Source organism: Achromobacter sp. ACM05, assembly GCF_019218915.1.
Classification (GTDB): Bacteria; Pseudomonadota; Gammaproteobacteria; order Burkholderiales; family Burkholderiaceae_B; genus Achromobacter; species Achromobacter animicus.
Window position 1 is genome coordinate 1,325,603 of the sequence record NZ_JAHUWQ010000002.1, and the last position, 21,430, is coordinate 1,347,032.

The following is a 21,430-nucleotide window of genomic DNA, read 5'->3' on the forward strand; positions in this document are numbered from 1 at the left end:
CACTATGTCCAAGACTCTGATCAATATCGTGGTTTTCCTGGCCGGACTGGCCGTTGTGGGCTGGATCGGCGCTGGTTACGCGGGAACGAACCCGCTGGCGCTGGCCGTGACGCTGCTGATCGGCGTCTGTTACCTGGCCGGCGCGCTCGAGCTGCTGCGCTACCAGCAGGCAACGACCGCCCTGTCACGCGCCGTGACGGACATCAAGGAAGCGCCCGGCAGCCTGGGCGCCTGGCTGGACAAGGTGCCGGCCGGCCTGCGCAACGCGGCGCGCCTGCGTATCGAAGGCGAGCGCGTGGGCCTGCCCGGCCCGACGCTGGCGCCCTACCTCGTCGGCCTGCTGGTTCTGCTGGGCATGCTGGGCACCTTCCTCGGCATGGTCGTCACGCTGCGCGGCACTGGCCTTGCGCTTGAAAGCTCCACCGATCTGGCCGCGATCCGCGCGTCGCTGGCCGCACCCGTCAAGGGCCTGGGCTTTGCGTTCGGCACCTCGATCGCTGGCGTCGCCGCATCCGCCATGCTGGGCCTCCTGGCCGCACTGTGCCGCCGCGACCGCGTCCACGCGGCGCAACTCCTGGACACCCAGGCCGCGACCACGCTGCGTGTGTATTCGCAAAGCTACCAGCGCGAAGAATCCTTCAAGCTGCTCCAGCGCCAGGCTGAAGTCATGCAACGTCAGGCCGACGCGATGCCCGCGATCGTCGGCCAGCTGGAATCCATGATGAAGAGCATGGAACAGCAGAATCAGGCGCTGAACGAACGCCAGATCGCCAGCCAGACCGCCTTCCAGGGCAAGGCCGAAGCCGCCTACGCCCGCCTCGCATCCGTGATGGAACAGTCCATGAAGGACAGCGTGGCGCAAAGCGCGCGCTCCGCCGGCGAAGCGCTGCAGCCCGTCGTGCAAGCGACCATGGACAGCCTGTCGCGAGAAACCGCCACGCTGCAGGACACGGTCTCGCAGGCCGTGCGCCAGCAACTGGAAGGCCTGACCGCCGGCCTGCAAGCCGCGACGACCGACGTTGCCGGCATCTGGAGCCAGGCTGTGGCCGGCCAGCAGCGCGCCAGCGAGGCCATGGCCGAAGACCTGCGCGCCTCGCTCGATCGCTTCGCTCAGACCTTCGAGCAACGATCGGCCAACCTGCTGGACAGCGTGTCGGCGCGCCTGGAAGCGTCGTCCGGCAACATGTCGCAAGCCTGGACCGACGCGCTGTCGCGCCAGCAGCAAGCCGGCGAGAAGCTGGCGGGCGACAACCTGCAGGCGCTCACCGCCGCGGCCGCCAGCTTCGAACAGCATTCCGCATCGCTGCTGCGCACCCTGAACGCCTCGCACGCCGCGCTGCAAACGGATCTGGCCTCGCGCGATCAGCAGCGCCTGGCCGCCTGGACCGAAACGCTGGGCGCGATGGGCGCCACGCTGCGCCAGGAATGGGAGCAGTCTGGCGCGCAAGCCGCCGCCCGCCAGCAGGAAATCAACGACACCTTGGCGCAGACCGTGCGCGACGTGGCCGAACAGGCCGCGGCGCAAGCTGCGCTGATGGAAGGCGTGTCGGCGCGCATGGAGGCCGCCGCCATCGGCGTGTCGGACCAATGGACCCGCGCCCTCGCCCGCCAGGAAGAATCCAGCAGCAAGCTGGCCGCGGGCAACCAGGCGGCGCTCGAAGCCGCCACGGCGGCCTTCGAACAGCACGCCGCCTCGCTGCTGCGCACGCTGGACCAATCGCACACCGAACTTCAGGCCGCCTTGGCCGCCCGCGACGAAGACCGCCTCGCCGTCTGGAGCAATACGCTGGGCGCCATGACCGCCAAGCTGGGCCAGCAATGGGAACAGGCCGGCGCGAACACCGTGGCCCGTCAGCAGGAAATCAACGACGCACTGGCCGAGACCGCGCGCGGCATCACCGGCCAGACCGAGGCGCAGGCCCGCTTGCTGCAGGACGTGTCCTCTCGCCTGGAAACCGCGGCAGGCAGCGTCACGCAAGCCTGGCGCGACGCGCAAACGCGGCAGGAAGACCTGGGCAAACAACTGGCCGCCGACAACCAGCGCGCGCTGGAAACCGCCGCGGCCACCTTTGGCCAGCATGCCGACGCGTTGCTGCGCACGCTGGATCAATCGCACGCCGACCTGCAAACCGCGCTGGCCTCGCGCGACGAGGAACGTCTGGCCGCCTGGACCGGTTCGCTGACGGCAATGGCCGCCAAGCTGGGCGAGGAATGGGAACAGGCCGGCACCCAGGCCGCCCTGCGCCAGCTCGAAATCATCGACGCGCTCGCTCAGACCGCCCGCGACATCACTGCCCAGACGCAGCAGCAGGCCGCCCTGCTGGAAAGCGTGTCGACGCGCCTGGAAACGGCAGCCGGCGGCGTCACGCAGGCCTGGACCGATGCGCAGGCGCGCCAGGAAGAAACCGGCCAACAACTTGCCCGCGACAATCGCCAGGCGCTGGAAACCGCGTCCGCCGCCTTCGGCACCCAAGCCGCCGAGCTGCTTCAGACGCTGGAACAATCGCACACTGCCCTGCAAACGGCGCTGGCGGCCAACGACGAGGAACGCCTTGCCGCCTGGACCGGCAAGCTGGCGGCCATGGCCGACGCGCTGCGCACCGAATGGCAGCAGGCCGGCGCGCAAGCTGCCGGTTTGCAGCAGGAAATCTGCGACACGCTGAGCCTGACCGCGCAGGACATCACTGCCCAGACGCAGGCCCACGCCAGTGAAACCATCGCCGAGATCGGCCGTCTGGTTCAAGCGGCTTCTGAAGCGCCCCGCGCCGCCGCCGAGGTCATCGGCGAACTGCGCCAGAAGCTGTCTGACAGCATGGTGCGCGACAACGACATGCTGCAGGAGCGCAACCGCCTGCTTGAAACGCTGAGCACGCTGCTGGACGCCGTCAACCATACCGCCGCCGAGCAGCGCACCGCCGTGGACGGGCTGGTCGCCTCGTCGGCCGACATGCTGGAACGCGTGGGCGCGCAGTTCACCGCGCAGGTCGAATCCGAAACCGGCAAGCTGTCAGACGTGGCGTCGCTGGTCACCAGCAGCGCCGTCGAAGTCGCCAGCCTGGGCGAATCCTTTGGCGCGGCAGTGCAGGCGTTCGGCGAATCGAACGACAAGCTTACGGCGCATCTGCAACGCATCGAAGCCGCGCTGGACAAGTCCATCGCGCGCGGCGACGAGCAGCTTTCCTACTACGTGGCGCAGGCCCGTGAGGTCGTCGACCTGAGCCTGATGTCGCAGAAGCAGATCATCGAGAACCTGCAGCAGCTGGCCGCCCAGCGCGCCACCGCCGGGGCGGAAACAGCATGAGCGAGGATATCGACGGCGGCGTGGAGGCAACGGCGCCCGCCTGGGCCGTCTTCGGCGACCTGATGTCCGTGCTGCTGGGCGCCTTTGTCCTCATCCTGGTCAGCGTCGTCGCGGTGCAGTTGCAGCTGTCGACGCAGCTGGAAGAAGAGGTCAAGCAGCGCCAGGAAGAAACCCATCGCCGCGAAACCCTGGAGCAGGCGCTGGCGGGCCCCCTGGCCGCCGGCCGCGTGACGCTCATCAACGGCCGCATCGGCATCAGCGGCAGCGTGCTGTTCGCGCTGAACTCCGACCAGCTCCAGCCCGAGGGCCGCGAGATCCTGAAAACCCTGATCGAGCCGCTGTCCGCCTACCTGAAGACCCACAACGAAATCCTGATGGTCAGCGGGTTTACCGACGACCAGCAGGTACGCGAAGGCAACCGCCGCTTCGCGGACAACTGGGACCTTTCCGCCCAGCGCGCACTCACGGTGACGCGCGCCCTGATCGACGAAGGCGTGCCGTCGTCAACGGTGTTTGCCGCGGCGTTTGGCGCCGAGCAACCCGTGGCGTCGAACGCCGACGAGGAAGGCCGCGCCAAGAACCGCCGCGTGGAAATCACGCCCATCCCCAAACCGTCCAACGACGCGGGTAAGCCCGGTGAGCAGTGACGGCAGCCGCGCTGAAAACCTGAACGCACGTGCGGTGCTGGACGCCTGGCGCGCCAACGGCGCGGATCGCGTCAACCCGCTGCGCTTTCACCTGATCGACGCGCTGGACCGCCGGGCGGCCGCGTACGACGGCGCGGTGCGTCAGCGGCTGGACGAGCGGCTGGCGGGTCTGATCGCGGCGTATGAGGGGGAGTTGATCGGTGCGGAGGATGCGGCTGCGGATGCAGGCGCTGAGGCTGATGCAGAGACGCCGCAAGACGCCGTGTCGGGCGGACCGCTGGCCGAGTTGATCGCCTATCTTGGCTCCGACGATATCCGCGACCCGCTAGGCCTGCGCGCCGCCTACCCCGAGCTGCCGCTGCTCGATGAATTCCGCGCGCTCTGGTCCCGCTTCAGCGCCGACCGCCAGGTCCGCCAATCGCAGGAACGGGTCCACAAGAACGCCGGCCCGCTCAACTCGAACCAGCTCGTGCACCGCGCGCTGACCCTGATGCGCGAAATGTCGCCCGGTTACCTGCAGCAGTTCCTGTCGTACACCGACGCGCTGATGTGGATGGAACAGATGACTGCCGCGGCCGCCCCCGCACCGAAGGATGCGCCGCGCGCGGGCGCTGCCAAAAAGTCCACGCGCGCCAAGCCGCGCAAGGAAAGTAAGGAAAGCAAGGAAGCCTGAGGGCCGATTTGCACGCGGCCTCTTGCCGCAGTACGATACGTTCCATATACAAAACATATACGGAACATCCACTATGGGTATCGTCAAGATTTCCGAGCAGATGCATGAGAACCTGCGCGTCGCCAGCGGCGCTCTCAGCCGCTCGATCAATTCCCAGGCCGAACACTGGATGCGCATCGGCATGCTGTCCGAGCTCTATCCCGAACTGCGCCACGCCGACATCTGCCAACTGCTGATCCGCATCGATCAGGCAGAAGGCTTCACCATCGCCTCCCTCTCGCAAGGGTTGCCGCAACCCTTACAGCAGGAGGCCGCATAAATGGCCAAGAAGGTTTCCATCAAATCGGCCGCCGACATCGAAATGGCCCGCAAGGCGGGCGCCATGGCGGCCGAAGTGCTGCACATGATCGGCGAACACGTCCGTCCCGGCGTCACCACCGATGAGCTCGACCGCGTCTGTCACGACTACATCGTCAACGTGCTGAAAGCCACGCCCGCCAACGTCGGCTACCACGGCTTTCCCAAGACCATCTGCGCGTCGGTCAACCACGTCATCTGCCACGGCATCCCGTCGGCCAAAGTGCTCAAGAACGGCGACATCCTGAACATCGACGTGGCCGTCATCAAGGACGGCTGGTTTGGCGACACCAGCCGCATGTACTACGTCGGCCAGCCCAGTCCGCTTGCGCGCCGCCTGGTCAACACCACGTACGAAGCCATGCGCGCCGGCATCATGGCCGTCAAGCCCGGCGCCACGCTGGGCGACATCGGCCACGCCATCCAGACCGTCGCCCATCGCGAGCACTTCAGCATCGTGCGCGAATACTGCGGCCACGGCATCGGCCAGATCTATCACGACGACCCGCAAGTGCTGCACTACGGCCGCCCCGGCGAAGGCCTGGTGCTGCAGCCCGGCATGATGTTCACGATCGAGCCCATGATCAACGCCGGCAAGCCGCAGACCAAGCAACTCCCCGACGGCTGGACGGTCGTCACCAAGGACCGCTCGCTGTCCGCGCAATGGGAGCACATGGTCGTCGTTACCGAGACCGGCTACGACGTGCTGACCACCTGGCCTGACGGCTTCGGCGACTATCCCCCGATTCCCTGATCGGGGCGCGTCCCAGCAAGGACCGGAGTGCAGGGCCGCAAGGGTACGATCATCATCGTGCCCTTGCCGTTTCTGCGGCGCCCGCCGCCCCGTTCATGCCCGCCCTGCCCTCCGCTTTCCGCCGCCTCGCGGCGTCGAACCTGGCCGCACAGTTCTCCGAGCAGATCGCGCTCGCCGCCGCGCCGCTGTATGCCGTGCTGGCCTTGGGCGCCACCGCCGCGCAGACCGGCTACCTGCAAACCGCGCAGACGCTGCCGTTCCTATTGCTGTCCCTGCCCGCCGGCGTGCTGGCCGACCGGATGTCGCGCCGCTCGCTGATGACCGCCGCCGAGACCGTGCGCGCGGCAAGCCTGATCGTGCTGCTGGCGCTGTTGTGGTCGGGTGGCCTCAGCCTGCAATGGCTCGCCGCGCTGGGCTTCGCCGGGGCGGTGGGCACCGTCGCCTACAACGTGGCGGCGCCTGCGTTGGTGCCCAAGCTGGTTCCGCCTGGTGAACTCTCCAATGCCAACCGCTGGCTGGAACTGGCGCGCAGCGCCGCGTTTTCGGCCGGCCCCGCGGCGGGCGGCGCGCTAGTGGGGTGGATGGGCGCCTCCACCGCCTATGTGCTCGCGACCACACTGTCGCTGCTGGCCGCCGTCTTCCTGGCAGGCCTGCCGCAAGACGCGCCGAAGACGGCCCAACGCCGTCATCCCCTCACCGAATTGCGCGAAGGCGCGGCCTTCGTCGCCACCCATCCCCTGCTGCGTCCGGTCCTCCTGACCGCCCTCTTTTTCAATACCGCCTGGTTTGTCCTGCTGGCGATCTACGTCGCCTACGCCGTCGACCGCCTCGGCCTGTCGGCTGCGGGCGTGGGGATTACGCTGGGGGTCTACGGCGCGGGCATGCTGGCCGGCGCACTGGCCGCCCCGCGGCTCGCCCGCCGCCTGCCGTTCGGCGCGATGATTGGCGCGGGCCCGCTGTCGGCGTTACTGGCCAGCTTCATCCTCTTGTCGACGCTGGTGTATCCGTCAGGGGCATGGGCGGCGGTGGGGTTCTTTCTATTCGGCGCCGGGCCGATCCTGTGGACCATCACCACCACCACGCTGCGTCAATCGGTGACGCCCAACGCCCTGCTGGGCCGCGTGTCATCCGTCATCGTGACCGCCAACTTCGGCGCGCGGCCCATCGGCGCGTTGATCGGCGCGACGCTGGCGGCGCGTTTTGGGGTAGAGGCGTGTCTTTGGGTGTCGACCCTGGGGTTTTTCATCCAGTTCGCCGTGCTGTTCACATCGCCGGTACTGCGCTTGCGCCAGCAACCGGAAGCCGTGGCCTCCTGAAATCATTCCGCCTTGCGGGCCCGCGCGCTGGCTTCGAATTCCGCAGCCAGGCCCAGAAGCTCTTGCTTGTACTCGTCCAGACTCCCGCTGTATTCGTCCAGGTACAGATCGCGGCGCGCCTTATTCATTTCTTCAGACGCAACCGCCTGCCTGACGAATCCTGCCAGCCTGTCTCTCACCGGTTCAGGAATGCCCGTCCGCACTGCCACGCTGTAGCTGCTGTGAAATACCATGTCCGGCACGCCGAGTTCTGCGAACGTCTTCACGCTGGGCAGATGCGAGGTGCTTCCTGGCCGCCCGGTATACGCCAACACCTTGACGTGAGGATTGTCCTTGACGTTCTGCGTCGTGCCAATCGTGGTGAAGTAGCCGTCGATCTGCCCGCCCAGGATCGCCGTCAGGCCTTCCGCGCCGCCTTTGAAGGGAATGGGACGGTACTGCGTCTGAAGGCCTGATGCCAGTCGCGCGGCCAGCGTGGAATAAGTGCCCACGCCCAGGTCGGCGATGCCGATATCCAATTCGCGCTTTGCCCCCTTCAGGTCCTCGAGACGATTCCAGCCCCTGTCGGCTGGCACGATGAAGGCGTAACTGCTCTGACCTAACGGCGCAAGAATCTCGAAATCCGAAAACGCGTAGCCCGCGCCCGGCGTCGTCAATTTCGCGCTGTAGAACCCTTCGGCATGGACCAACAGCGTGTACCCGTCGGCCGGCCGGCCTTTCACCGCCGTGATGCCGATCGCCGAACCCGCGCCAGGCCGGTTTTCGACGACCACGGGCTGCCCCATGATCGTTCCCAACTGCTGGGCAAACGCGCGCGAGATCGCGTCGGTAGCCGCGCCCGGCGGATACGGCACCACGAGCCGCACCGGTTTCGTCGGATAGTCTGTTTGCGCCGTGGCGGAAAACGAACATAGTGCCGTCAGCACCGCGCTACCCAACAGCAATCGATATGGCGGGCGGATCGACAGACGAAACGTCTGAACAAACGGCAAGCGAAGCGGCGACCGGCGGCGAAGGGTGAAAGGCATGGCTGGCTCTTCATATGTTGACCCACAAAAAGTGTATAGAGCACCCATCCGTTGATTCAGCCACCATCCCGAAGAACTCTCCTGCAGAAAACGCAGCACTGCGTCATCGCCGTTGCCGACAACGGTGGCCGCGACTTCTTCGTTTCGCGCAGTTCTGAACTGCGGTTTCAGCTATAGCCAATCCGGTACGGCTACCTAGAATTTGAAAGCTCCAATAAATCAAAAATTATGGAGACGCTGCAATGACCCATCCTTTACCCACACGACGCGCCATCCTGCTCGGCGGCATGCTGATGGGCCTGGGTGTGAACGCTTTTGCCGCCCAAGGCGGGTGGCCGGAGCGCCCCGTCCGCCTTGTCGTCGCCGGCTCGTCCGGCGCGGGCGGCGACATCTTCGCGCGCCTGATCGCCGCGCCGCTTGCCAAGGCGCTGAACCAGCCGGTGGTCGTGGAAGCCAAGCCCGGCGCTAACGGCATGATTGCGTGCGACACGGTGGCAAAGGCGGCGCCAGACGGCTACACCCTGCTGTTCGCCCCCTCCTCCGCCATCCTGCTCAATCCAGTCGTGCTTCCCTCGCTGCCGTACGATCCGGAAAAAGACCTGCTCCCTATCGCCCAGGTCGGGGCCGCCGGAATCCTGCTGGTCGCCAATCCGACCACCGGCTTCAAGAACCTGGCCGACATGGTCGCGTACGCCAAGGCCAATCCTGGCAAACTCGCCTATGGTTCGTGGGGCACCGGCTCGTCCGGCAACCTGGCCATGGAAGGCATCAAGGCGCACTACGGCCTGGACATGCCGCACGTGCCCTACAAGCAGTTGGTAACCGAGAGCACCGACCTGATCGCCAACAACATCAGCGTCGGCTTCATGGACATCGCCTCGCCCATTCCCCACATGCGCAGCGGCAAGCTGGTCGCCCTGGGCCAGACCGGATCAAGGCGCTGGCCCGCGTCGATGGACGTCCCGACGCTGGGGGAACAAGGCTACAGATTTGAGGCGGACGGCTGGTACGGCGTCTTCGCCCCCGCCGGCACGCCGGCCGAGATCATCGACAAGCTCAACGCCGAGATCTATCGCGCGCAGCACACGCCGGACGTGCGGGAAAAAATCGAAGGCCAGAACATGATCGTGCCGGCGGACATGTCTGCAAAGGAATTCGCAGCATCCATCAAACGCGACGCCGTCATCTGGCAAGGGTTGGCGAAAGTGGCCGACCTGAAGAACAAATAGGTCGCGCGCATGGACACACCTTTCAAACTTCCTTTCTCCTCCGATGCCTTGCAGGGCCGCGTGGCGGTGGTAACCGGCGCGGCCGGCGGAATCGGTCTTGCCATTTGCGAGCACCTGCATGCGATGGGCGCCGCCGTCGTCCAGGTGGATGTCAACGCATGCACTGCCGGCTCGGATGCCGATGGCCGCCTGAACGTGCGTTGTGATATCTCCGATTCCGATTCGGTTGCCGAGATGGCCAATCAGGTGCGAACCCGATTCGGGCGGTGCGACATACTGGTCAACAACGCCGCCGTCAGCGCGCCGCCGGTGGGACTGGAGGCGCTGCCGCTTGAGCTGTGGGACCGCATCTTCCGCGTCAATCTGCGCGGCGCGTTGCTGTGCGCGCAGGCCGTGTTTCCGTTGATGCGGGACCAACAGGGCGGCAGCATCATCAATGTGTCATCGATCTCCGCCCAGAAGCCAACCCGGCTCGGCGCTTACGGCACGACCAAGGCGGCGTTGCAGGCGCTGACGCGCCAGATGGCCGTGGAGTGGGGACCGCTGGGCATACGCGCGAATTCCATCAGCCCCGGCATGATACGCACGCCACTGTCCGAACCGCACTATCGAAATGAAGGTGTGCTGCACAAGCGCATTGCAAGCATTCCTGCTCGGCGGATCGGGCGGCCGGCGGACATTGGCGGCGCGGTCGCGTTTCTTGCCAGCGATGCGTCGTCGTATGTGAATGGCCAGGATCTCGTGGTGGATGGGGGTTTCGTCAAGGCATCGTTGACGAATCTCTATGCGACGTGAGGCGGCGGCGGGAAGGCATTCCGCCAACCGCCGTGCACGGGGCGCCGGGCGCTGATCAGGCTCGGGCCCTCGCACTCCCCGCCGACACGTCCTGCAGCGCGGCCGTCAGCAGCGGCTTCCAGGATTCGATATGCCGGGTGATCAACGCGGCAATTGCCTCGGTCTGCCGCGTTTGCGCCAACTCGATCATTTCGTAGTGCTCCGACACGGACGCGCGCTGCCGCTCCAGACCCTCCGGCGAATTGATTCCATACAGGCGCATGTCGGCTCTCAGGTCCATGATCATTCGTGTCAGCAGCGGATTGTTCGCGCGCGACACCAACGCTTCATGGAACCGGCGGTCCGTTTCGATGTAATCGGCGACATTGCCTGCCTTGACGGCGGCGGCAACCGCATCGGCCAGCTCAATCAGCGGCGCCGCGTCGGTGAGACCCGCCCGCGCAACTGCGACGAGCGCCCCCGATTCGAGCATGATGCGCACGTCAAAATGGTTCTCCAGGTCCTTGGGCGTAGCTGCTTCCACACGGAACCCCCGATTGCGCAGCGGCGCGACCAGGCCCGTACGGCTCAGCTCCAGCAACGCCTCGCGCACCGGGGTCGTGGACATGCCCATCTCGGTCGCCACTGCCGGCACGGAATAAATGGTGCCCGGTGCCGCTTCGCCCGACACGATGCGGGAGCGCAGTTGCGCCAGCACCATTTCCCGCAAATTGGTGACGCTTTCCATCGAGATCCCCTGGAAAAAAACGAACCGTCACTATATCAAATCCCTTGCAGTAGCGCGTGACGCGCTATATAAATGCGTCACGCGCTACCTGATGCGCCCGCCCCGGGCCGAGGCGAATTGGCCCAATGGAGACATCTATGGATGAACCTTTGAAGCGCCACGTCTGCCTTGGCTGTGGCTTTCTGTACGACGAAGCCCTGGGGCTGCCCGAACACGGCATTGCGCCAGGAACCCGATGGGCCGACATTCCCCACGATTGGGTCTGCCCCGACTGCGGCACCCCAAAGAGCCGGTTCGAAATGGTCGAACTTCCGTACGCCAGCGCCGAAGCCGCCGCGCACGCCCTCGTCTGAACGCCTGCCGAGAACTCATCATGAACAAAGACTTTGTGCTGCGCGCGCACGACCGCGGCTTTGAAAAATTTCTGTCGACGGGCGAAGCGTCCAGCTATATCGCGGGCCACCCCGAAGGCATGGTGACCCGCCATTCCAGCTTCAACTTTGGCGCTTACCAAAGCGGCATTCCCGGATTCGGCCGGATCCGCGTTTTTGGCGAGGAAGTATTCAGTGGCACCGGTAGCGGCTACAACATGCACCGCCACCATGACTTCATCATTTGCGCGTTCGTTCTGGCGGGCACGCTGACGCACGTGAACACGGTAGGCAACATCGATCAACTTGGACCGAACGACTTCTACGCCTTCTCTGCCGGCTCCGGCGGCAAGCATTCCGAATTGAATCTGGCCAGCACCGATATGCAAGTGCTGTATCTGTGGCTCTTGCCCGACCGCCTGCTGACGCCGCCTTCCTATACGCGCAGCCACTTCGATGCGAGCACGCGCCGCAATCAGCTTACGCAACTGGTGGGCAACGCCGACGGCGCCTTGCGAATCAGCCAGGACGTATCGGTTTCAAGGTTGGTGGCCGACCAGGCAATGCACCTGCAATACACGCCCAAATCAAATCGTCATGGCGTGTATGTGTTCATGCTGGACGGAGAGGCCAGCGTCGATGACATCACGCTGGCGCGCCGCGATAGCCGAGGCGTGTGGGGCGATCGCCCCATCACGATTCAGACGGACGGTGAAGGCGCCGATCTCCTCATCATTGAAACCATCCAGTAACGCCGTCCAGATCAACCTGCGTTGCAAGCGGCGCTTGTATTCACACGCCGCTTGCCCCCCGTCTGGGGGATGCGAGGAGAATGTCATGCCAGTGATTCAGCTGTATTACGCAAAGGGGATGCTCGACCCCGCCAGCAGGAACGAAATGGGCAAGCGGCTGACGGAAGTGCTGTTGACAATGGAAGGCGGCGCCCGCACCCCGGGCGGCTTGGCCTTCGCGTCGGTGCTGTTCACCGAAGTGCCCGCCGAAGACTGGTGGGTTGGCGGTAAGATCGACGACACGCCCATCCGCACCCACAGCCGTCTGCTCGCCCGCGTCAGCATTCCTGAAGGCTACATGAGCCAGCAGCACAAGTCCGAGGTCCACGCGTCGGTACACGCAGCCATGATGGAAAGCCTGGGCGCCACGCGCGAAGACGGCAGCGGCGCATTGGTCATCATCGAGGAAGTGTCGGAAGGCAATTGGGGCGCGGGCGGGCACACCATCAGCCTCGCCGCCATTGCAAACACCGTCGGGCTTGCCAAGGACGGCGAGCGTTTCAAGTGGGTCGAAGCCTACTTCCAGGCCAAGGCCAGACAATATGCAGCGTCGCATTACCCGCCAGGCACCGGCGGCCTGTTGCCGGCACTGTCCGCCACCTCCGCGACGCAGGGAGAATGACGATGGCCTTCGAGTTCACCGCCTGCGGAACCCAGGCCCCATTTTTGCTGTCCCTGTTGTACAGCGCCGGCAGCGGGCCGGCGTCATAACAGGAGTCACATGAATGACACGATCCCAACATCTCCGGCTGAGCGCACTCTGCGCGGGCGTGGCGCTTGCCGGCAGCGCCATCGCGGCCGACGCCCCCAAGGTGCCGGACTACGGCCCCAACCTGGAGCGCTTTGAGTATCCGCACGAGGTCAAGCGGCTGGCGCTGGACACGCAAGGCCAGAAGCTGTCGATGGCCTACATGGACGTGGCCGCCGCCAAGCCCAACGGCAAGACCGTCGTGCTCATGCACGGCAAGAACTTCTGCGGCGCCACCTGGGACGCCAGCATCGCCGCCCTGAGCCAGGCGGGATACCGCGTCGTCGTGCCCGACCAGATCGGCTTCTGCAAATCCGACAAGCCGCAGGCCTACCAGTTTTCGTTTCATCAACTGGCCGCCAACACCCACGCCCTGCTCGATCATTTGAAAATCGACCGCGCCAGCATTGTCGGCCACTCCATGGGCGGCATGCTCGCCGCACGCTACGCGTTGATGTACGGCCCGCAAACCGACGCCCTGGTGCTCGTCAATCCCATCGGCCTCGAAGACTGGAAACAGAAAGGCGTGCCCTACCGCAGCATCGACGACTGGTATCAGCGCGAGCTCAAGGCCAACTTCGAGGGCATGAAGAAGTACCAGCTGGGCACCTACTACGCCGGCCAATGGCGCGACGACTACGACAAGTGGGTCCTCATGGCCGCCGGCATGCTGCAAGGCGAAGGCCGCGAACGTGTTGCGTGGAACCAGGCGCTGACCTACGACATGCTCTACACGCAGCCCGTCGTGCACGAGTTCGGTCAGATCGCCGTGCCTACCACGCTGCTGATCGGGGAAAAGGACAACACCGCCCCCGGCAAGGACGCCGCGGCGCCCGAAGTGGCAAAACAGCTCGGCAACTATCCTGAGCTGGGCCCGAAGTCGGCCAAGGCCATTCCAAATGCAAAGCTCGTCACGTGGCCGGAGCTTGGCCATTCCCCGCAGGTACAGGATCCGAAGCGGTTCAACGAAGCGTTGCTGAAGGCTTTGCCGGCGGCGAAGGGTTAAGGGACGTGTTGCTGACAAACGCCGCCACCCGCGAGACCACATCGCCGCACCCGCGGCCCATCGTGACCACGTGACGGCGATCTGTGAGCAACTGCAGCTGCACATTCGTGTTGCACGCCCTCTTCACGATCTTGAACGCGTTCGATACGGGCGCAACGTCATCCTGCCGCGCATGAATGACAAGGCAGGGAGCGCGCAGCATGTCCAGGCGGCGCGATACCGAGGCCGCCAGTTTGCGCATTTCGGCAAGCGACCCCCAGGGGAGGCGCGGCAAGCCCGCCGCGCGCTCCCGGCGCTGAAGCGCCCGATGCCGGCCTATGCCCAGTGCCCTCGCGGCCAGCAGCCGTAAGGCCACCCTCACGCGTTGCGGAACCGTCCGGCCGTCATGACGAAACACGGGCGACAGCGCCAGGACACCGGCCACGTGGAACGGACGTTCCTGCGCAAAGGCGAGCGCCAGCACGGCCCCCGTGGACACGCCGCCGACGATCACGCGGTCAACCTGGCAAGCCAGCACATCCGCGCCACGCCGCACGCTGGCCAACCAATCCAGCCACCCTGCGCCGGCCAGATCCTGCACAGAGCCGCAGTGCCCCGCCAGCTTGACCACGAGCACCGCGTAGCCGTACCGATTCAGACCGCGCGCCAGCTCGTGCAGCTCGCTTGGCAGGCCGCCCACCCGATGAATCAGAAGGATGCCCGTGCGTCCGTGCCCGCCATGGCCCGCCAGCAGATGCTCGCCGGCCATGGGTTCCAAAGGCTGCGGCGTTGCACCGCGCGCCGGGATCGGGCCATCGGCCGGCCGCGCGCACCCCACCGGCCTACCTTCCGCCACCTTGCAGATTGCGTCGACCACATTCATGCAGACGCCTCCTCGCACTTGTGGCCGTCAGAGGGCAAGCTGGCGCCCATGGCGCGTCGATACGCCGCGAGCGTGCGTAGCATCTGTTCGCCCAGGCGCAGGTGCGTATCCGCGAACGCCCGCGCATTGGCGACGATGGCGTGGGTACGCCAGGGCCGGTTTCGAATCTGCATGATGCAGTCGGCATAGCCCGCTATATCACCGGGCGCGGCCAGCCAGCCTGTCTGGCCGGGCACGACGATCTCGGGCAAGCCGCCCACATCGCTGGCAACGACAGGCCGGGCTGCGGCAAACGACTCGGGCACGATACGCGACCAGGCTTCCGTTGCGGATGGAACCAGCACGACATCCGCCGCGCGGATCATGTCAGGCACATCGGTGCGGTGACCGGCAAACACCACATAGTCCGAAATGCCAAGATCGATCGCCAGACGGTAAAGCCCATAGGCATAGGGTTGAGTGCGAGCGGTCGCCATGCCTACGACGAGCGCCACCGCCGGCACCCCACGGATGCGCAGGCGTTGCACGACGTGAAGCAGATCAGCCTGCCCTTTTTCTGGCCGCAGCATCCCGATGGTGGCGACGACGTATGCGGCTCTGGGCGTGGGCACCCCGAGGGCGCGACGGATGTGCAGGCTCGCATCGAGCGCGTCATTGGGCGAAAAGAACGGGTCCCCGGCCCACTCCCCGACAACGCTGATCCTGTCTTCAGCGGCCAACCGGGCCGCCAGCAGCTCCTGTTTGCCGACTTCGCTGGTTGCGATGACGTGATCGCACCCGATCGCCCATTCCAGCCGGCGACGCAGGGAGGAACGCATGGGTTTGGCGAAGTGACGCGTCCGGACGACGGCGCACAGGTCACGGCAGAGCGCGGCGGTCTTCGCGTCGGCACGGCTGTGACTGTCGATGACCTCAATGCGAAGGAATCGGACGGCCCGGCGAAGCGCCAAGACGGTCCGAATCGAGTACGCGGGATTGAAATCGATGTCTATGGTCGTCAGCTTGCGCTCGCGCGCGGCGTGGCTGACGGCACTGTTCGAGGGCGAGGCGATCGCGACTTCGTAGCCACGGTCGTGCAGCCAGCTAGCCTGCTCCAGCGTGCGGAACTCCAGGCCGCCGAGGCTGCGCTCAGCGAGCGTATGCAGAATGCGCATGATGATCCAGTACATCCAGGCAGGCGGGAAGCACCTCACCGGTCGTGATCGAATTGATGCCGCTCTGGGGGTGCCGTGGAACGACGAACGCCGACCCGGGCCGTTGCCAGAACCACTCGGGATTCGCCTCGTTGAAGATGCCGACATAGGGCACACAAGCGCCCTGCGCGATATGCGAGGGACCGCAGTCATTGGCCACCACCAGGCGCGCGCGCAACGTGATGGCGCTCAATTCCGAAATGGGCCGGCAATAGGCAATGGAAAAGTCGGGCCGTTGCATCGCCTGCAGGGCTTCCCGCTCGGCGCTTTCCTGCTGCCCAAGCACGAACAGAAAGCGGGCGCCGGCGCCCAGCAGCGGCTTGAGCCTATCGGCCAGCCTCACGTAGTTTGCAAGACTCCACCGCTTGAAAGCGCCCGCGCCGCCCCCGGGGATCATCACCACGTCGGCGCCCAGCACCGAGTGCACGTGGGGACGAGCGAGCATCTGGAAGCACGCGCGCGTCGCGCCTTGCAGGTCGAACGGCCGATATGCGGCCAGCACGCGCAGATTGGCTTGGCCGATGTATTCCGTGACGTCCTTGCGGTGGCAATGCGTCCAGGCCAGGTCGCTGATCCGGGCGTTGCGGAACCCCAAACGGATCGACGGCGGGCGCAGCAGGTTGACCACGCCGAAGCGCTCGCTGCTGTGATGCAGGCTGACGGACAGGCGCGTTTCTTTTCTCAGACTGCGCAAATAATCGAAGAACGTAGCCGCGCGCACGAACTCATCGACCCAGGGCAACGCGCGGTAGAAGCTGCCCACGTCGTCACGCGCGACCACCTTGATGCGGCGCGACGGCCACCATGTCTTGAGCTGATACAGCGTCGGCATGGCGACGATCTGGTCGCCAAGCTGCGGCTTGCTTCTGACATACACAACGATTTCCGACACCTGCGGCCTCCCTGCTGATTGCACGGCCGGTCGGCCGCTGGCGGGCAATGTATCGGCAGGTGGCCGGCATAATTCCGGCGTCCTTTGAACAATTGTGAAGAAGTTTGCACTGCCCTTCGAACAACTTCACAAGTTGTCCGCGGCGCATTGCGATAGCCGCCCCGGGGCGGCGACTACATGCCATGCCTGGCCTGGCGCATCAGGCGCATTGTCAGCGTCGCAACCGAGCCGACCAGCGCCTCGCCCGAATCCGCGTTGCTCATGACCATCACGGCAAGTCTGTCCTGCGGCGCAACGACCCACCGCGAGTGGAACGCTTCCGTCGCACCGCTATGGTCGCGTAGCGATGTCGCGCTCACCAATTCGTCGCCGCAAGGCGCGGCCAGCCATGACAAGGCAAGGCGGCAATCCAGATCCATGCTGCTAACGGCCACGGTTTCCAAACCCAGCAACGTCTGCGCGGATCGCTCGGACAGCACCTGTCCTGCCCCGGATCCGGCGCCGGCTCTGCCTTGCCCGAACAGCATGCTGGAAAAGCGCGCCATCTCGGATGCGCTCATCCACAGGCCATCTGCCGCCGCGTTCGGCTGTGGCCCTTCCGCCCAGGGCTGGCCGCGCCGGTAGCCGGCCGCCCGCTGCCCCTTCATGCGCTCGTGCGGATGAAATCCCGCGCGCGGCATGTTCAGGGGTCGAAGAACGGTGCGCCTCACGTACGCGTCAAGCGGTTCTTGTGCCGCATGCGCCACCATGTCGCCCAGCAAGGCATACGCCATGTCGGCACGGGCTCGGCCCATCGTGTCTTCCAGCGTGGCCGGATGCACGCCCAGAAGCGTACGGGCGGTGAAGGGCGCAGCATCCATCCACTGCGCGGCGTTGCGGCGCGGTTCGAGGCGCCCGTATATCAAGGCGTCGTCAGCCGGCAGGTCCAGCGACAGCAAGCCGTCGTCCGCGGCGCGAAGCACGGCCGCCGCCGTGACGACCTTGCTGATGGCGCCCACGCGATACAGCGTGTCGCCGGTCGCCCGTCGATGCCGTGCCGTGTCCGCGTACCCGAAACCCGTGCTCCAGACGATGCGCTGATCGTCCACGACCGCAATGGAGAGGCCGGGAACCTTGGACACGCCCATTTCGTAAGGGATGCGCTCGGTCAGGTAGTCGACCACCGCCGCATAGTCCCCTTTCTGAATCGTCGCGGGCGCGGCGGGTGGCAACCCCTGGCAACCGCCCACAGCGACGAAGAGCGATCCGATGGCAATCAGGCGGGCAAGCGAGAACATGGATGACGGCAACCCCGTGAAAGAGAAATGCCGAGATGCTATCGATGCGCCACCGCGCGATCCTTCCTGCTTTGTAGGGAGTTTGTGAAGATCTTTGCGCGTGCGTTGCGCGCGCGCCAGGTCGAGTCAGGCGGCATGCCAACGGATAACGAAGCGGGCGCCGCCCAGCGGACTGTCAGACACCAGCGCCTCGCCGTTGTGCCATCGGGCCACACGGCGCACGATGGCCAATCCCAGTCCCGTTCCTCCGGTGCCGCGCGCGCGGCTCTCGTCGAGCCGGATGAAGGGATCGAAAACCCGCTCACGATCCGCAGGCGGCACGCCGGGTCCGTCGTCATCCACCGTCAGCACGTAATGCAGAGGCTCTGGACTGGCCAGTCCAACCTGAACGTTTCCGCCGGCATGCCGGATGGCATTTTGCAGCAGGTTCAGCAACGCGCGCGTCATGTAACGCGGATGCAGCCGGACTTCGCCCGCATCACAGTGCGTCACCTCGCAATGCACACGCGCTCGCTCAGCCTCAAACGAGGCGTGTTGCACAACGGAATCGAGCCAGCCGCGGGCATCCTGGGGCTGTAGCGGGATGTCGTCGCGCTTGTGTTCCAGGCGGGCGTACATCAGCAACTCCGATGCCATGCTGTCCAGCTCGGCGACATCGTTCTTCATTTCCTCGACAAGACGCTTGCGCGCGGCGGCGTCGGCCTCTTGCTCGATCATGTCCAGTTCGAACGACAACCGGGCGATGGGCGTTCGCAGTTCGTGCGACACCGCGTTGGTCAGCTCGCGCTGATTGCTGATCAGCGCACTGATGCGATCGGCCATCTGGTTGAACGTGTCGCCCAGCCCACGGATGCTGGAAAACCGCGACAATTCGGCGCGCACACGCAGGTCGCCCTGTCCCATCCGTTGCGCGGCGGTCTTCAGCGCTTCCAGATCGCGCCAGACCGGCAGCGCCCACACCAGCATGAATCCACACAACATCACGCCCAGGGCGGCGTAGATGGCGACGATCACCCACGTGCCGACCAGCGGCTCGGGCGGCAGCTTGACCATCAGCCACTGCGCGCCCGGACCCGGTATGGCGGCCACGAAGCTCATCTGGTCGTCGCGCAGGAAGAATCCGCCTGCGTCGATGGTGCGGCGTTCCACATCGGTCAGCGCAAATTCCGCCGCGTTGTAGTCGGCCGGATTCAGGACCTGCAACGCCAAACCGTAATGGGGCGCCAACGTGTTGCGCACGTAGTCGGGGCGCGCCTCGGGCGGCACATGGGCCAGTTCCTGCTTCAGGCTGTGCAGCTGACCGCGCACGGCTTCACGCGTGTAGTTGGTTGTCTCGGACTCAAAGAGATAGTTCGCCGCCCGGTCCACCACTTCGTTCGACAGCACGAACCCGATGGCCAGCACCACGAAAATGCGCAGGACGAACCTAAGCATTGCCCAGCTCGTGGACCTTGGGCGAGAACAGGTAGCCCTTGCCCCAAATGGTCTTGATGCGCGCCGGGTCACGCGGATCGTCGTCCAGCTTGCGGCGCAACTTGCTGATGCACACGTCCACGGTGCGATCGAGCCCGTTGAACTCGATGCCGCGCACGGCGTTGAGCAGATCGTCGCGCGTCAGCACTTGGCCGGCCTGGCTAGCCAACGCCCACAACATTTCAAATTCCAGCGTCGTCAGGTCGACCTCTGCGCCGGCCAGCACGACCGCGCGGGTCTGACGGTCGATCGACAACGGTCCGAACGCCAGGAGTTCAGGCTGCGTTTCAGCCTGGTTGTGACGACGCATCAGGGCGCGGATCCGCGCCAGCAGAACACGCGGCTCCACGGGCTTGATGACGTAATCGTCTGCGCCGGATTCCAGACCCAGGATTTGATCCACGTCGTCTTCGCGGGCGGTCAGCATCAGGATCGGCGCAGACGAGAACGCCCGCAGATCGCGGCAGACCTGCAGGCCGTCTCGGCCAGGCAGCATCAGATCAAGAATGGTGATGGCCGGCTCGTGACGACGAAACGCATCCACCGCATGATCACCACGATACGCCTGAACAACGTTGAATCCGTGCTGTTCCAGAAACTGCGCGATCAGGCGCGCCAGCTTCGCATCGTCTTCGACTAACAAGGCCTTGGTCATGGTGTGGAGACAGAGTTTCATGCACCGGCACAGTGCATTTTGGCGGCAAGCATACACCGAAAGAATTTCGGGTCGCGTGGGCGTTGTTGAGGGCAATGGGCAAAGCGGCATGCGCTGAACACCCCGCGCGCCGCTAACGTGGCCGCGCCTGCAGGCCATACAAACCGTCAGAATTGTTACCGGTCGCCCGTGTACCTATCTGATACATTGGCGCCTCAAAAATAATGAAAAAGCGAGGCCAGCCTCACCGCGCGGCAGCCGCCGTGCGTGAGACATGCACGCACAACGTCAATCAACAACGTGCCGCGATCAAGCGCCTCAGTCTCAATCGTCGATCTTCGGGGTAACAATCAAAATGAGAAAAATTGCACTGCTTGTGGTTTTGCCTGCGCTGCTCGCGGGTTGCACTTCCGCGCAGATGAGCATGATTACCGGCAAGCGGAACAAGACCTACAACGACGTTAATGCAGCATGGGTGGGCAGCACCGAAGAGCAACTGGTTTCCAAGTGGGGACCGCCCAAGAAGAGCTACACGCTTGAAAGCGGTGCAAGAATTATTTCGTACGAAGAGATCTGGGGCCCGATTTCGGCTTATCACGTGTGCGTCGAGAAGTTCATGATCGAAAAGGGCATCGTGACGAAGTGGGGTCTGTCGGGTTGCCCGGCGCGCATGACGGGCTCGATGCCGGCGGAAACGCCGATTCCGCAACCGACGATGTAAAACCCGCGTCGCAGATTCAATACCACCGACGCTCGATTAGTACCCGGCACACTTCAAGTCCGGGTACTCGTCGAGCGGCAATCACGACAGGCCCAAGCGCACGGCTTACTCGTTAAGCGACATCGGCCGCGATCCTCCCGGCGGCAGGCCGAACACGCGCCTGATCGCATTCAAAAACGCGCCGTAAGGCCGGCCCAGCACCAGCATCATCACGGCCGCGCCCAATATCCCTCGCACCAGACCCTCGCCCGATGCCCCGCTGATCGCGATGATCGCGGCGTAAATAGGCACCTGGAAAGTCATCAGCGCCACGCTATCCCAAAGCAGCCGGGACACGCGCGTGTCCTTCGCGCGCCGCATTGTCCAATCGCGCCAGAGACCGTAAGGCCTACCGACCGGAATCATCAGCGCACCGCCGATCAGCCGCGCGTGGAACACCTGGTCCCACGTCATTCCCGCGATCCAGCGCTCGTTGATGATGCCTGTCGTCGTAAAGAACAGGATCAGCGCAACGGTGTCGGCAATATAGGAGCGCGTGGATAGCGGCGAGGTGGTCTTGTCCGTCACGTGCCGTTCCCCCGGCATCTGTTCTGCCTGCCGGCGCCCGAATCTGT

22 protein-coding genes are annotated in these 21,430 nt (G+C 65.1%); 13 read left to right on the forward strand and 9 right to left on the reverse strand.

The genetic code is table 11. The annotated features are described in order from the left end of the window. Positions 1 to 4: 4 nt before the first annotated feature. The 6 genes from KW836_RS16955 to KW836_RS16980 all read left to right on the forward strand — a co-directional run bounded on the left by KW836_RS16955 (position 5) and on the right by KW836_RS16980 (position 7,048). Positions 5 to 3,301: a DUF802 domain-containing protein gene (locus KW836_RS16955; protein ID WP_218344130.1), complete on the forward strand. Its 3,297-nt coding sequence runs from the start codon at positions 5 to 7 to the stop codon at positions 3,299 to 3,301. After that, positions 3,298 to 3,948, forward strand: coding sequence for an OmpA family protein (locus tag KW836_RS16960; RefSeq protein WP_218344131.1), 651 nt, complete (start codon positions 3,298 to 3,300; stop codon positions 3,946 to 3,948). Before KW836_RS16955 ends, KW836_RS16960 begins: the two co-directional genes overlap by 4 nt. After that, a complete protein-coding gene (locus KW836_RS16965) occupies positions 3,938 to 4,621 on the forward strand; it encodes a DUF2894 domain-containing protein (RefSeq protein ID WP_218344132.1) in 684 nt (227 codons plus the stop codon). The genes KW836_RS16960 and KW836_RS16965 overlap by 11 nt, the downstream gene beginning before the upstream one ends. A 73-nt stretch (positions 4,622 to 4,694) precedes the next feature. Next, complete coding sequence (locus KW836_RS16970) at positions 4,695 to 4,940, forward strand: ParD-like family protein (protein ID WP_175121249.1); 246 nt, start codon at positions 4,695 to 4,697, stop codon at positions 4,938 to 4,940. Further along, a complete protein-coding gene (gene map / locus KW836_RS16975) occupies positions 4,941 to 5,732 on the forward strand; it encodes a type I methionyl aminopeptidase (protein ID WP_056318211.1) in 792 nt (263 codons plus the stop codon). Positions 5,733 to 5,827: 95 nt separating this feature from the next. Beyond that, entirely contained in the window at positions 5,828 to 7,048 is a 1,221-nt protein-coding gene (locus KW836_RS16980) for an MFS transporter (RefSeq protein ID WP_218344133.1), read from the forward strand. Positions 7,049 to 7,050: 2 nt separating this feature from the next. On the opposite strand, the gene KW836_RS16985 is transcribed toward KW836_RS16980, so the two are convergent. Beyond that, positions 7,051 to 8,175 (reverse strand): Bug family tripartite tricarboxylate transporter substrate binding protein, encoded by a 1,125-nt coding sequence (locus tag KW836_RS16985; RefSeq protein WP_370633037.1) that lies wholly within the window; start codon positions 8,173 to 8,175, stop codon positions 7,051 to 7,053. 143 nt (positions 8,176 to 8,318) lie between these two features. Here KW836_RS16985 and KW836_RS16990 point away from each other — a divergent pair, with 143 nt between their 5' ends. Beyond that, on the forward strand, positions 8,319 to 9,305 hold the full coding sequence (locus tag KW836_RS16990) for a tripartite tricarboxylate transporter substrate binding protein (RefSeq protein WP_175121246.1): 987 nt from the start codon (positions 8,319 to 8,321) through the stop codon (positions 9,303 to 9,305). A 9-nt stretch (positions 9,306 to 9,314) separates the two neighbouring features. Beyond that, positions 9,315 to 10,100, forward strand: a complete 786-nt coding sequence (locus tag KW836_RS16995; protein ID WP_218344134.1) for an SDR family NAD(P)-dependent oxidoreductase — start codon at positions 9,315 to 9,317, stop codon at positions 10,098 to 10,100. A 55-nt stretch (positions 10,101 to 10,155) separates the two neighbouring features. On the opposite strand, the gene KW836_RS17000 is transcribed toward KW836_RS16995, so the two are convergent. Then, positions 10,156 to 10,827, reverse strand: coding sequence for a GntR family transcriptional regulator (locus tag KW836_RS17000; protein WP_218344135.1), 672 nt, complete (start codon positions 10,825 to 10,827; stop codon positions 10,156 to 10,158). A gap of 137 nt (positions 10,828 to 10,964) precedes the next feature. Here KW836_RS17000 and KW836_RS17005 point away from each other — a divergent pair, with 137 nt between their 5' ends. From KW836_RS17005 to KW836_RS17020, 4 genes are all read left to right on the forward strand, one after another. After that, positions 10,965 to 11,180 (forward strand): rubredoxin, encoded by a 216-nt coding sequence (locus tag KW836_RS17005; protein WP_175121243.1) that lies wholly within the window; start codon positions 10,965 to 10,967, stop codon positions 11,178 to 11,180. A gap of 20 nt (positions 11,181 to 11,200) precedes the next feature. Further along, positions 11,201 to 11,950 (forward strand): pirin family protein, encoded by a 750-nt coding sequence (locus tag KW836_RS17010; protein WP_175121242.1) that lies wholly within the window; start codon positions 11,201 to 11,203, stop codon positions 11,948 to 11,950. Between the two features lie 85 nt (positions 11,951 to 12,035). Then, positions 12,036 to 12,611, forward strand: a complete 576-nt coding sequence (locus tag KW836_RS17015; protein WP_218344136.1) for a tautomerase family protein — start codon at positions 12,036 to 12,038, stop codon at positions 12,609 to 12,611. 103 nt (positions 12,612 to 12,714) lie between these two features. Next, the gene (locus KW836_RS17020; RefSeq protein ID WP_218344137.1) at positions 12,715 to 13,743 is read left to right on the forward strand and encodes an alpha/beta fold hydrolase; all 1,029 of its coding nucleotides are present in this window, start codon (positions 12,715 to 12,717) and stop codon (positions 13,741 to 13,743) included. Here the strand turns inward: KW836_RS17020 and KW836_RS17025 are convergent. From KW836_RS17025 to KW836_RS17050, 6 genes are all read right to left on the reverse strand, one after another. Then, a complete protein-coding gene (locus tag KW836_RS17025; RefSeq protein WP_218344138.1) occupies positions 13,700 to 14,605 on the reverse strand; it encodes a carboxylesterase in 906 nt (301 codons plus the stop codon). The genes KW836_RS17020 and KW836_RS17025 overlap by 44 nt on opposite strands. Beyond that, positions 14,602 to 15,774 (reverse strand): glycosyltransferase family 4 protein, encoded by a 1,173-nt coding sequence (locus KW836_RS17030; protein WP_255595824.1) that lies wholly within the window; start codon positions 15,772 to 15,774, stop codon positions 14,602 to 14,604. Before KW836_RS17030 ends, KW836_RS17025 begins: the two co-directional genes overlap by 4 nt. Continuing rightward, entirely contained in the window at positions 15,734 to 16,690 is a 957-nt protein-coding gene (locus tag KW836_RS17035; RefSeq protein WP_218344139.1) for a glycosyltransferase family 9 protein, read from the reverse strand. Before KW836_RS17035 ends, KW836_RS17030 begins: the two co-directional genes overlap by 41 nt. Positions 16,691 to 16,863: 173 nt before the next feature. Beyond that, on the reverse strand, positions 16,864 to 17,967 hold the full coding sequence (locus tag KW836_RS17040; RefSeq protein ID WP_175121237.1) for a serine hydrolase: 1,104 nt from the start codon (positions 17,965 to 17,967) through the stop codon (positions 16,864 to 16,866). A gap of 126 nt (positions 17,968 to 18,093) precedes the next feature. Continuing rightward, positions 18,094 to 19,401, reverse strand: coding sequence for an ATP-binding protein (locus KW836_RS17045; RefSeq protein WP_218344140.1), 1,308 nt, complete (start codon positions 19,399 to 19,401; stop codon positions 18,094 to 18,096). Further along, complete coding sequence (locus tag KW836_RS17050; protein ID WP_218344309.1) at positions 19,394 to 20,095, reverse strand: winged helix-turn-helix domain-containing protein; 702 nt, start codon at positions 20,093 to 20,095, stop codon at positions 19,394 to 19,396. Before KW836_RS17050 ends, KW836_RS17045 begins: the two co-directional genes overlap by 8 nt. A gap of 424 nt (positions 20,096 to 20,519) precedes the next feature. Between KW836_RS17050 and KW836_RS17055 the strand changes: the two genes are divergently transcribed. Next, positions 20,520 to 20,816 carry a hypothetical protein gene (locus KW836_RS17055; protein WP_239212621.1) on the forward strand — a complete coding sequence of 99 codons (297 nt, stop codon included), beginning with the start codon at positions 20,520 to 20,522 and terminating at the stop codon, positions 20,814 to 20,816. A gap of 105 nt (positions 20,817 to 20,921) precedes the next feature. Here KW836_RS17055 and alaE read toward each other — a convergent pair whose 3' ends face one another. Beyond that, entirely contained in the window at positions 20,922 to 21,383 is a 462-nt protein-coding gene (gene alaE, locus KW836_RS17060; protein ID WP_370633038.1) for an L-alanine exporter AlaE, read from the reverse strand. Positions 21,384 to 21,430: the final 47 nt, after the last annotated feature.